This window comes from Mycobacterium sp. OAS707, from assembly GCF_014873705.1.
Lineage (GTDB): Bacteria > Actinomycetota > Actinomycetes > Mycobacteriales > Mycobacteriaceae > Mycobacterium.
The window spans coordinates 502,582-514,962 of sequence record NZ_JADBDS010000003.1; the positions used below are offsets into that span (position 1 = coordinate 502,582).

Annotated in this window: 6 protein-coding genes; 3 read left to right on the plus strand and 3 right to left on the minus strand. The window is 65.2% G+C overall.

Features of this window, described 5'->3' with window-relative positions; translation table 11 throughout:
• Positions 1-3: 3 nt before the first annotated feature.
• Together GGC64_RS20605 and GGC64_RS20610 are read right to left on the minus strand one after the other, a co-directional pair.
• Positions 4-4,470 carry an Ig-like domain-containing protein gene (locus GGC64_RS20605; RefSeq protein ID WP_192724392.1) on the minus strand — a complete coding sequence of 1,489 codons (4,467 nt, stop codon included), beginning with the start codon at positions 4,468-4,470 and terminating at the stop codon, positions 4-6.
• A 206-nt stretch (positions 4,471-4,676) separates the two neighbouring features.
• Entirely contained in the window at positions 4,677-6,788 is a 2,112-nt protein-coding gene (locus GGC64_RS20610; RefSeq protein ID WP_192724393.1) for an acyl-CoA dehydrogenase, read from the minus strand.
• 263 nt (positions 6,789-7,051) lie between these two features.
• On the opposite strand from GGC64_RS20610, the gene kstR reads away from it, so the two are divergent.
• Positions 7,052-7,657 carry a cholesterol catabolism transcriptional regulator KstR gene (kstR, locus tag GGC64_RS20615; protein WP_192724394.1) on the plus strand — a complete coding sequence of 202 codons (606 nt, stop codon included), beginning with the start codon at positions 7,052-7,054 and terminating at the stop codon, positions 7,655-7,657.
• 3 nt (positions 7,658-7,660) lie between these two features.
• Positions 7,661-10,198, plus strand: coding sequence for a trehalose-phosphatase (gene otsB / locus GGC64_RS20620; RefSeq protein ID WP_370582216.1), 2,538 nt, complete (start codon positions 7,661-7,663; stop codon positions 10,196-10,198).
• Positions 10,199-10,269: 71 nt separating this feature from the next.
• On the opposite strand, the gene GGC64_RS20625 is transcribed toward otsB, so the two are convergent.
• Positions 10,270-11,370, minus strand: a complete 1,101-nt coding sequence (locus tag GGC64_RS20625; protein WP_192724395.1) for a LacI family DNA-binding transcriptional regulator — start codon at positions 11,368-11,370, stop codon at positions 10,270-10,272.
• Between the two features lie 91 nt (positions 11,371-11,461).
• On the opposite strand from GGC64_RS20625, the gene GGC64_RS20630 reads away from it, so the two are divergent.
• Entirely contained in the window at positions 11,462-12,376 is a 915-nt protein-coding gene (locus GGC64_RS20630) for a metal ABC transporter solute-binding protein, Zn/Mn family (RefSeq protein WP_192724396.1), read from the plus strand.
• Positions 12,377-12,381: the final 5 nt, after the last annotated feature.

Here is a 12,381-nt window from a genome sequence, read left to right on the forward strand (position 1 = left end):
CGATTACAGTCCCGGGTCCACCAGGAACGGCGCGGTATTTACGACGGTCACGGCCGTGCTGTCGTTCGATGCCGTGGCAACCACCAAACGGGATCCGCTCAGTGTCACCCGTACATCACCGAATGAAGGTTGAGTGCCCTCGAGCGCGATGACGCCGAGAACGGTTGGGGTGCCGGTGATGTCGACAATGACCAGTCGCGTCGACTGTGTGCCGCCGTCATCGACGATCACCGTTTGGAAAGCAGTCTTGCCGTCCGACGCGATGACCGGTGCCCCGACCGCTGTTCCTGTACCCAGCGGCGTCGAGGTGGCGCTGCCGTCGGATAGGTTCACAGCGGTCAGCGTCGCCGTGCTTGTTGCAGGGCTACCGCCGCTGGTCGCGGTGACGAACACGCGGCTTCCGTCGGCACTAAAGGTCAACCCTGTCTCCCCGCCTCCCAACGGAATTGGTGCACCCACGGCCAAACCCGTGTCGGCATTCAACACAGTCACCGCTGTGTTCCCTGACGATCTAGTTTGCAGGATCACGCGTGTGTCGTCGAAGGCGAACTGCGGGCCGCCCGTCAGGGCGGCGTTGACTTCATAGGTGCTACCGACTTGGTTACCGGTCGCGGCCTCGATCACCGCCACGCGAGTTGTGGAGGACGGCGGACCAAACGGGCCACCGCCACTCGACGTCATAGTTGTGATCACGACGTGCGATCCGTCGTCGCTGAACTGTGGACTACGGATGGCAGGTCCGGTGACAGTAGTGGCGCTGTTGACAACTGTCCCTGATGCCGTATCGATGACCGCAACTCGCGTCGTCGTGCCCTGCAGGATCAGCTGAACCGCGAGCGTGCCATCGTCATTGAGCACCGCGTTACCTTGCGGTGGGCCTCCAGGCGCGCCGGCGAATTCGATCGGATCGCCTGGCGCGGTCGTCCCATTGACCAAGTCGAGGGTGTAGATCCGGGTCGCAATTGTCTGGCCGGTATTCGGGTCGCGGATATCGACCGTCTGCAGCGCTCGGTCGCCACCGTCGAACAATTGCAGCCCGCCTGCCGCGGCGCCGTCCAAAACTATCGGGTCACCGATCTGTTCGCCCGTCACCGCGTTTATGATCTGCACTCGCGTTTCGACAGGTTGGTTCGGGGCGATGTAGCTGACTGTCTGGTATGCACGTGTGCCGTCCGTGCTGAATTTCACCGGATCGATGGAGGTGCCGAGAACGCCTGGCGTCGTGTGGATTCGGCCACCGTTGATGGCGTCGACCACGGTGACGAACGTCGTTATGGTCCCGTCCGGATTCGAGACGACGGTTGACATGAAGGCTCGTTGGCCGTCGCGGCTGAATTGCACGCCCTGAAAGGCATTGCCGGTCGCATCGACGGTACTTCCGACTTGCTCACCCGTCGCGGTGTTGATGATCGAGACGGACGAGTGCGTCGTTGAGGACGCTTGGTCAAATTGCGATGTAACGACTGCGACGCGTGAGCCGTCGACATTGAACACCGGCACGCCAACCGATTGCGCCGTCGGCAGCGGTGCCGTCTCCCCAACCTGTTGCCCGGTGACTGTGTCGATGACGGCCACTTGCGGAGTCTGTGCCGAGTCGAGTGTTACCTGAGCAGCGAGCGTCCCGTTCGGGCTGAGCGTCGGACCGCTCGTGTTTGGCGTGCCGTCCACCGGCGTCTGGCCCAAAATCCCGGCCGGCGCGATCTCGACGGTGACGGTCGACGGCACCAAGCCGCCGTGCCCGTCATCGGTGAGGATCTCGAAGCTGTCCGTATCGATGCCGAGAGTTGCCGCCGCTGCACGACGCGCTGCCGCGTCGGGTGTGTACGTGAACTGCCCGGTGGTCGGGTCGATAATGGCGTTGCCGCTGGTGCCGTTCGAGGAAACTGTGTAAGTCAACGAATCGTTGTCTGCGTCCGTCGCGGTCATGTGGCCGGTGACGACACCGGTATTGAGATTGATGTTGTCCAAACTCGATGTGACGACGGGTGAGTCGTTGCCGACGAGCAGAAGCACAGTGACGGTGTTGTCCAGCGAGTTTGTGATCGTTGCTTCTGTGCCGTCCTCGCTGATCGTTACGTCGTGCGGTCCGTCGCCCACTGACACGTAGGTCACCGCGTTGTTGTTTGTTGTGTCGATGATCGCGATGTTGTCGTCGCCGAAATCCGCGACGTAAACCTTTCCGTCCGGGGCGATGTCGATGCCGCGGGGTTGGTCGCCGACGGACACGTAGGTCACGAAGTTGTCGTTTGTCGTGTCGATGACAGCAACGCGGTCCTCGTCGGTGAGGGTGACGTAAATGCGATCACCCGACGGGGTTGCGACGACCCCGTACGGTCCGAGCCCGACGGGCACGTTCACGATGTCCCCGGATGGTCTTCGGTCGATGATGGTGAGGGCGCCCTCGTCAGGGTTGGCGGCGTATATGAGGAGCCCGTCGTCGCTCACGTCTAGACCAATGGGATCAACGGTGATCGGAGTGGTTGTGCCAGTTGCGAGGTCGATGATGGTGAGGGTGTCGTTGGCGTTGGCCGTGATGAGAAAATCGCCGTTCTCGGTGAGAACCATGCCGGTCGGTTCGCCGTCCACTTGAATCGGAGTACCGACCGTTCCTGTTGCGGTGTCGATCGCCACGACCGCACTGTCGCCCGCGTTGGCGACATAGAGAGTGCTTCCGTCGCTATTCAGTGCCAGGGCGACCGGGCGGTCTCCGACGCCGTTGAAGGTCGTGACGACTTCATTTGTAGAGGCATTCAAGACCGTGACGCTGTCATCGTCGGTGTTCGCGACATACGCGAAGTGCTGGTTGACCACGACGACGCTGGGCCCTTGGCCGACGCCGACCGTGGCGATCGGGCTGTTGGTGGGCAGTTCGGCGACCACGATGTCGGGGACGGTGACTGCGACGGGAGTATGCAATCCGTCGGTCACAGCGACTGTGAACGAATCGGTCTCTGATGTTGTGGTGGTGAGTGCCGCCTGCAAACGGGATGCCGGATCGGGCGTATACGTGTAAATGCCTGTATTCGGGTCCACGGTCACTGAGCCGTATGTGGGCCCGTCGGTGACCGTGTAGGTGAGGTCATCGCCGTCCGGATCGACGACGTTGATGTTGCCGATGACGACACCGTCCGAAGTCGGCAAGTTCTGAGTGGGATCGGACGTCGCGAACGGTGCCTCGTTGGTATTTGGCGCGGCCAGCGTCAGTTTGACGAAGGTCGTGTGGTTCAGCGCTTGCTTACCTTTCAACCGGAATCCGGCAGCACCGATGTCGCTGACAGTCACCGTGAAGTCGTCTGGGTCCGTTGCTTGCGGACTGGGCGTGTAGATGAAGTCGCCATCGGGGCTGGTGATCTGGAAAGTCGCGCCGGGGTCGAGTCCAGTGGCGCGGTACGTGAGTACGTCGCCATCGGGATCAGCGGCGCCGAGAGATCCGATGATTTGACCGTTCACCACTTCGTCCTTGGCCGGGACGTAGCTGGTCGTGGGTGGATGATTCAGCGGTGGTTTGGGCGGCTTCACGGGCTTGCCCGTGGGGCTGACGAGTGAACTGGTCGCGAGGTTCGGGTCAACGAGGCTCGTAGTCGTCGCCTGATCGATCGTGTTGGACGAGTCGGCAGCCAGTTCCTCCCGGCTCTGTCGACGCTGCCACGCCAGTACCACGGCGGCGGCAGGCGGCGGCGAAGACGGCGCCGACGGAAGGTCCGTCCCGGAGGGATCAAGGCCCGCCACGGCCAGCAGCGTGGTGGCCACCGAGATGGTGGGCGATGTACTTGGCACATCCGATGCCACCGTCCCACCACCTGCGTCAGCGGAGTTGAGGGCGGGCAGCGTGGAATCGAGAACGACTTGTGAGACAGGCGGCTTCACAACGTCGGCTGGAGCGGGAGTGTCGACCGGGTTCGGCTGCGTCGTCACGTTCGAAAGGCTTTCGGCCGCGTTGACGGAGCTATCAAGCTGGCTGCTGTTGTGTGCCAGCTTACGCGAATCGCTGCCCTTGCGCGCCGGTTTCGCGTTGACGGCATCAACCCCCGGTTTGCCCTTCGGCGTGTCGTCAGCGACAGTCGTGTTGGAGCCGCCGGCAGCACTCACCGTGACCGGCGGTGACGATTCTCGGCCCACGACAGCGGTATCCTGTGACTGCGAATCAGATTGGGGCACAGCAGAAACCGCGCCAGGTTCGACCTCGGAGATGGTTTCCGATGAAGGCGGCGGAGTGGTCGCCACGTCGCCTGGGGATCCACCAGTATCCGTAGTAGGGGGCGGAACCGCTGGTGCCCCTCCTTCGGGTCCAGCAGTATCCGTTGCGCTATTGGAAGCCGACGGCGGATCCTGCGCCGATTCGACCGAGCCGGCGGACGAGTTCGGGTCGGTGGTCCCCCACGCGAAACCCGGAAAACCGCCAACTGCGGCGCCGACCCCGAGTGCGACGGCAAGTGCACCCACCCGCCCGACGTGCTTTGCGTAGCCCATGATCCCCCCGCCATCGTGCCGGCGCTTTGGCTGAACGTACGCTGTGAGCCGCTTCGAGGAATCGGGGGTTTCCCTCGATTGTCATCCTGCTTAGCCGCGCGAAACCGATTGAATCGCTTGTTTTTTCACGAAGTTATGTTGCACATTCAAAGGTTTGTCAACGCGGACCTCAACGAACGGCCGACATTGGCGTTTCGCCCCTGGATCTAGCGCGGCAGTCCCAGCAGCCGCTCACCGGCCATCGTGAGCAGGATCTGCTCGGTGCCGCCCGCGATGGTCAGGCAGCGGGTGTTGAGGAAGTCGTGCACTTCAGTGTTCTCCACAATGCCTGCTCCTGCGGAGAGCTCCATCCGGAACTCGGAGAGCGCCTGCCGGTACCGCACGCCAATCAGCTTGCGCGCGCTTGCCTGTGGGCCGGGGTCCTGACCGCCGAGGATCAACTGCGCGATCTTCTGGTCCAGTAGCGAACCGACCTGCGCCGACCGGATCAGCTCGCCCATCTGATCGGCGACGGCGGGATCGAGGTCGAGTTCGGAAACGGTGCGAAGCAGTTCTTCCATCGGATTGCCGAGCGCGGTGCCGTGGGCCATCGCGACGCGTTCGTTGGCCAGCGTCGTGCGAGCCAGTCGCCAGCCGTCGTTGACCTGACCGACCACCATCTCGTCGGGCACGAACACCTCGTCGAAGAACACTTCGTTGAAGAGGTTGTCGCCGGTGATCTCGCGCAACGGCCTGATGTCGATACCCGGCGACTTCATGTCGATCAGGAAGTACGTGATGCCCTTGTGCTTCGGGGCATCGGGATCGGTGCGCGCCAGGCACACCCCGAACTGCGCCCAATCCGCCCGCGATGTCCAGACTTTCTGTCCTGTGAGCTTCCAACCGCCTTCGGCGCGAACGGCTTTCATTCGCAGCGACGCCAGGTCGGAACCCGCGCCCGGCTCGCTGAACAGCTGGCACCAGAACAGCTCGCCCGTCAGAGTGGGAGGCACGAAGCGCTCGATCTGCTCGGGGCTGCCGTGTTCGAGGATCGTCGGCGCTGCCCACCATCCGATCACCAGATCGGGACGGGTCACGCCGGCCTTGGCCATCTCCTGATCGATCAGCAGTTGTTCGGCCGGGCTCGCTTCCCGGCCGTACGGTCGCGGCCAGTGTGGCGCCAGCAGCCCGGCCTCGGCCAGGGCAACGCGCTGCTTCTCGACTGGCTGTGCGGCGACTTCGGCCACGGCAGAAGCGATTTCGGGCTGTAGATCGGCCACCGAGTCCAGATCGATGTGCAGTTCGCGGCGGACACCGTCAGCCGTCAGCGCGGCGACCCGTCGCAGCCACCGCGACAGGCCGCCGAGGAACTGCGAAATCCCGTATGCGCGACGCAGATACAGATGCGCGTCGTGTTCGAAGGTGATGCCGATTCCGCCGAGCACCTGGATGCAGTCCTTGGCGTTGGCCTTCGCGGCTTCGATGGCGGTCGCCGCGGCTACCGCTGCAGCGACAGAGAGTTGGCGCTCATCAGGATTGGCGACAGCGGCGGCCGCGTCGGTGGCCGCCACCGAAATCTGTTCAGAGCGCAGCAGCATCTCGGCGCACATGTGCTTGATGGCTTGGAAACTGCCGATCGGCTTGCCGAACTGCTCGCGCACCTTCGCATATTCGGTGGCCGTCTGCAGTGTCCAGCGGGCCACGCCCGCGGCCTCGGCGGCCAACACCGTCGCTGCCAGGTCCTCGACACGCTGGGCGGAAACGTCCAGCGCTTCCGCAGGAGCGGAGTCGAGCACCACCCGCGCCAGCGGGCGCGAGAAGTCGGTGGCTTTCAAAGACTCCAGCGTCACGCCGTCGGCCGCCGCGTCGACGAGCAGCCAGGTGTCCCCCGCGGGCAGCAGCAGCACGCCCTGTGGTTCGGCCCCCAGCACCCACTCCGCCGTCCCGCTGGCCCGGCCGTCGCCGAATCGGAGGTCTGCCGAAAGCGCGACACCTGCGGTCCGCTGCCCTGATGCCAGGGCTTCGAGTAACTCGACATGTGAGCCACCGAGGACGAGCGTGGCCAAGGCCGTCGTGGCAACGGGACCTGGCACCATCGCGGCAGCCGCCTCGTCGACCATCGCCAACAGATCCTCGGCGGTGCCGTCGGCGCCACCATGCTCCTCGGGCAGCGCGACGCCGAAAAGCCCCAGCTCAGCCACGCCCTGGTACGCGGTACGCCAGGCGTCGGCGTCGCCGCGTTCGACGGCGCGCGCGGCCGCAACCGCGCCCGAGCTGGCTGCCCAGCTACGGATCAGTTCGCGCGCGGCAAACTGCTCATCAGTGATCGTGGCCGACACCGTAGACTCCTAGCGTTTGGGTGAGAAGAGCGTGCTTCTCACTAGAACGTGTTCTAATAGTGCCAGCGTTCGACCGTCAAGTCGACCGCCATTAGAGCAGGACACGTCGATGCCGCAGCGGCGCCGAGGTGAGAAAATGGAGCCGCGCATGCGTATCGTTTTCGGCGAGTACGCACGATGAAGGAGCAGCCGACCACATGTCGTCACCAGCACAGCCCAACTCGGGTTCAGGGTCGGATTCTCGGCCTCGCCAGGTGATGAATGTGGCGGTATTAGCGGAATCCGAGCTTGGGTCCGAAGCCCAACGCGAGCGCCGCAAGCGCATCCTGGACGCCACCCTGGCCATCGCATCGAAGGGCGGCTACGAGGCCGTTCAGATGCGCGCTGTCGCCGAACGCGCCGACGTGGCCGTCGGCACGCTGTACCGCTACTTCCCTTCGAAGGTGCACCTGCTGGTGTCAGCGCTGGGTAGGGAGTTCGAGCGCATCGACGCCAAGACCGACCGCGCGGCACTGTCGGGCGGCACGCCGTATCAGCGGCTCAACCTGATGGTCGGCAAGCTCAACCGCGCGATGCAGCGCAATCCGCTGTTGACCGAGGCGATGACGCGGGCATTCGTGTTCGCCGACGCGTCGGCCGCTGGTGAGGTCGATCACGTCGGCAAGCTGATGGACTCGATGTTCGCCCGCGCGATGAGCGACGGCGAGCCGACCGAGGACCAGTACCACATTGCGCGCGTGATCTCCGACGTCTGGTTGTCCAATCTGCTGGCCTGGCTCACCCGCCGCGCATCGGCAACCGACGTCAGCAAGCGGTTGGATCTTGCCGTACGACTACTCATCGGCGACGGCGAGCACCCTAAGATTTAGCGGGTGGCTTCACCGCTACCAATCGAACTGCAACGCGCGCTCACCACAGCCGCCCGGGTACCGCGGCTCTTGGTGGCTTGCGACTACGACGGCACCATGGCCCCGATCGTCGCGAACCCCGACGATGCGCGTCCCCTGATGGAGTCAGCGGCGGCGCTGCGCTCGCTTGCGGCGTTGCCGTCGACGACGGCTGCACTGATCTCCGGTCGTGCGCTGCGCGATCTGGCGACGCTGTCGCGGATGCCCGCCGAGGTCCATCTCGTCGGCTCCCACGGTTCTGAGTTCGACACCGGCTTCGTGCACGCGATCGACGATGCCGCCAAGGCCCTGCTGGGCAAGATCAAGGACGCGTTGAGCGCGATCGCGGCGGAGTATCCGGGAGTCGCTGTCGAAATCAAGCCGGCCAGTGTCGCGCTACATGTGCGCAACGCCGATTCCGCCGACGCAGATGAGGCGCTGAAGAAGGCGCACGCCGCGTCGCAGCATTGGGATGCGCAGATCACCGAGGGCAAGGCTGTTGCCGAGTTCGCGGTCATCCAGACCGACAAGGGCCAGGCGCTCGACATCCTGCGGCACCAGAACGGCGCGTCGGCCGCGGTGTTCATCGGCGACGACGTCACCGACGAGAAGGCGTTTCGCCGTTTGCACGGACCCGACGTCGGCATCAAGGTCGGTGACGGTGACACGCTGGCCGGCTATCGCATCGAGTCGCCGGAAGATGTTGCGACGGTGCTGGAATGCCTGCTCGACGCGCGTCGAACCTGGTTGCTCGGCGGGCACAGCACGCCGATCGAGCGGCTGACGATGCTGTCCAACTCGCGCACAGTCGCCCTGCTGACACCCGACGCCGACGTGGTGTGGATGTGCCATCCGCAGGCCGATTCGGCCGCCGTGTTTTCCCGACTGCTCGGCGATGCGACCGCAGGACACTTCTCGATCGGCCCGCAACGCGAGGCACTTCCGCTGTCGCAGCGCTACGTGACGGGCACGATGACCGTCGAAACCCGTTGGGCCAGTTTGCTTGTCACCGATTACCTGTCACACGACGTCGGTGCGGGCCGGACCGACCTGATCCGGGTGATCAGCGGCCAGGCGGCGGCGGTGGTCGAGTTCGCGCCGCGGCCCGAGTTCGCCCAGGCGCCCGTGCATCTGCGCGTCGACGAGGGCGGCCTCCGAGTGTTCGCGACAAACGACCCGATGGTGCTGCGCTCGCCGGGCGTTGCGTGGGAGATCGTCCCCGACGGTATTCACCAGACCGCGCGGGCGGTCATCGACCCGTCCCAAGGGCCGGTTGTCTTGGAATTGCGCTGCGGTACCGAGGATTTGGCTGAAAGCCCGGTCGACGACCCGTCACGGCGCGCACGCGCGGAAAGCTATTGGAGCGACTGGGTTTCAGAGCTTTCGCTGCCGTCGCTGAAACCGGAGCTGATGAAGCGCTCAGCCTTGACGCTTCGGGGCTTGGTGCATGCCGACACCGGCGCGATCATGGCGGCGGCCACCACATCGCTGCCCGAGGAGATCGGTGGCGTTCGCAACTGGGATTACCGCTACTGCTGGATCCGCGACGCGGCGATGACCGCCTCGGCGCTGGTGTCACTGGGCTCGATCGTCGAGGCCGAGGGCTATTTGAACTGGCTGCACGGGGTGATCGAGACCATGCACGGGCCCGAGCGCCTGCATCCGCTGTATGCGTTGTCTGGAGCGATCCTCGGCCCTGAGGCGGTCATCGACTCGCTGCCCGGCTACGCGGGTTCGCGACCTGTGCGGGTCGGCAACGCCGCCAACGTTCAGGTGCAACTCGACGTGTTCGGCCCTGTGGTGCAGCTGATCTGCGATCTGAGTCATCGACGGGTAGCCGACGGAGTGGCGGAGGCATTGACCGATGCCGACTGGAACCTGGTCAGCGAGATGGTGTTCGCTGTCGAAAGCCGTTGGGTGGAGCCGGATCACGGTATCTGGGAGATCCGCGGCAATCCGCGACATCACGTCTACTCGAAGGTGATGTGCTGGTTGACGGTGGACCGCGCGCTGAAGCTGGCCAAGGAGTTCGGTCGAGAAGCCCCACCCGGTTGGGCCACACTGCGCGACGCGATCTCAGCGCAGGTGCGCGAGCGCGGCTGGAACGACGAGGTGCGCTCGTTCACCGCCGCATACGACGGCACCGACCTCGACGCCGCGACGCTGCACATCGGGCTGTCGGGGCTGATCGACCCGTCCGACGAGCGGTTCGCCGCGACGGTCGTCGCCACCGAAGCCGAATTGCGCAGCGGTGCAACCGTTTACCGATACCACCGCGACGACGGGTTGCCGGGCACCGAGGGCGGCTTCCATCTGTGCGCGGCGTGGCTGCTCGAGGCATATCTGCTGACGGATCAGCGCTCGCAGGCTGAGGCGCTGTTCGACCGGTTGGTCGCGGCTGCGGGGCCGACGGGTTTGTTGTCCGAAGAGTACGACCCGGTCGCTGAACGCGCACTGGGCAACCACCCGCAGGCCTACAGCCATATCGGGCTGCTGCGCTGCGCGCAATTACTCGACGCTTGAGCGCCGCGAGCGTGCGCGAAATGTACGCGATTTGCGGCGTGTCGATGTGCAGACACGCACGCTCGGCGTAGTTAGGCGGGGGGGCCTGCGGTGCGGCCGCGCACCACTTCGGTTGGGAGCACATCCATTACCGGCAGGCCGTCGCGCGGCGGGTTGTGCAGCAACCGTCCGGCGCGCCTGCCCTTCTCCATGCTCGGCTGCACGACCGTCGTCAGGCCGCGGCGCACCGCCTCGGGGATACCGTCGAATCCGGTGACGGTCATCTGGCCCGGTACGTAGATCCCTCGTGCGCGCAGGTGGTCCATCGCCGACAGCGCGAGGACGTCGGCCGTACACATCAACGCGGTGATTCGCGGATTCGCGTCGAGCGCCACGTCGGCCGCCGCGCCACCCGACGTCGGAAGGTGTTCGTAGCTCTCCACCACGGTCAGCGACTTGGGATCCAGCCCGGCTCCCCGCATCGCGTCGTAGACGCCGTGGATGCGCTCCCGCTGCACGTGAAAGTGCGGCGTCTGCACGCGTTCGGGGTCGGCCACCGCGGGTCGGGGCCCGCCGTGCGGCCAGTCGCGGCCGAGCCGCATGGTGAGCAGGCCGATCTCCCGATGACCCAGTCCAACAACGTATTCCGCCAACTTTCGCATCGCTGTGCGGTCGTCGATGCTGACCCGCGAGGTGCCAGGGACGTCCTTGGGCTGATCGACGACCACCACCGGCAGATGCCGCTGCTGCACGACGGACAGATACGGGTCGTCGTCAGAGGCCGAGTAGACGACGAAGCCGTCGACACCCGCGGCGAGCACTGCCGCGGTGCCGTCGCTCACACTGCGGTTCGGCCCGATCGCCACCAGCAGCAGGCCTTGTCCCGCCTCCTCACACGATTCAGCAAGTCCGGCAACGAAATCCAGTGCGGCGGGATCGGAGAACGAGTAGTTCAGCGGCTCGGTGATCATCAGGCCGACCGCGCCGGCCTTACGGGTGCGCAGCGACCGGGCCACCGGATCGGGACCCGGGTATCCCAGCCGCTTGGCGGTGGCCAGCACCCGCTCGCGCAGGTCAGCCGACAACTGGTCCGGCCGGTTGTACGCATTGGAGATGGTGGTCCGCGAAACCTTGAGCTCGGCGGCCAACGAAGCCAGGGTCGCACGCCGTCTGGGCGTCGAACTCCTCGACATGCTCCACGAGGTTAGCCGATCAAGTTGATAAACCTCGGATGCCGTGCGGTAGAGTAATTGGAAACGGTTTTCATTTGTATTAGGAGCATGCATGCGCGCGATCAGGGCAGCGGTCGGTTTGGCGTTGAGCACCGGCCTGATCGCCGGTGCGGTCGGCTGCAGCCAGGACAACAAGGCCGCCTCTGACCACACGGCGTCGGTGGTGGCCTCGACCAATGTCTGGGGCAGCGTGGCCAGCGCCATCGCCGGTGATCACGCATCGGTCAAGTCGATCATCTCCAACCCCGAGCAGGATCCGCACTCGTTCGAGGCCACGCCGTCGGACGCCGCCGCCATTACGGACGCGACGCTGGTCGTCTACAACGGTGGCGGCTACGACCATTGGGTCGACGATGTGCTGGCCGGCCATCAGGGCGTGGCGGCCGTGGACGCCTACTCGCTGCTGCCTGCCGTCGGGCCGCAGCCGGCCAACGAGCATGTGTTCTATGACCTGGAGACCGTCAAGTCCGTCGGAAATCAGATCGCCGACAAGCTCTCGCAGGCCGATGCCGGCCACGCCGACGACTACCGGGCCAACGCCGCCAAGTTCGCCGACCAGGCCGACACCATCGCCGCCGCCGAGCGCGCGATCGGCGCTGCGCATCCAGGAGCGACCGTGGTCGCGACCGAGCCCGTCGCGCACTACCTGCTGACCAACTCCGGCATCACCGACAAGACGCCGCAGGGTTTCACCAAGGCGATCGAAGGCGACAGCGACCCGTCACCCGCCGACCTGGCCGCCGTGCTGGATCTGATCAAGACGCGCCAGGTCTCGGCGCTGGTGTACAACACCCAGACCCAGACCGACGTCACGAAGCAACTCGAGAACGCGGCCAACCAAGCATCGGTGCCCGTCATCTCGGTGACCGAGACGCTTCCCGCGGGCGTCGACTACCTGACCTGGCAGCGGCAGACGGTGGACCAGATGGCGAACCAGCTCGACAAAGCGCCGCAGGCGAGTCGATAGGTTCT

Bases quoted from the DNA above. Each gene is read 5' to 3' on its own strand.
- GGC64_RS20625 (WP_192724395.1), bottom strand. From the start codon at position 11,370: ATGTCGAGGAGTTCGACGCCCAGACGGCGTGCGACCCTGGCTTCGTTG.
- GGC64_RS20605 (WP_192724392.1), bottom strand. From the start codon at position 4,470: ATGGGCTACGCAAAGCACGTCGGGCGGGTGGGTGCACTTGCCGTCGCA.
- GGC64_RS20630 (WP_192724396.1), top strand. From the start codon at position 11,462: ATGCGCGCGATCAGGGCAGCGGTCGGTTTGGCGTTGAGCACCGGCCTG.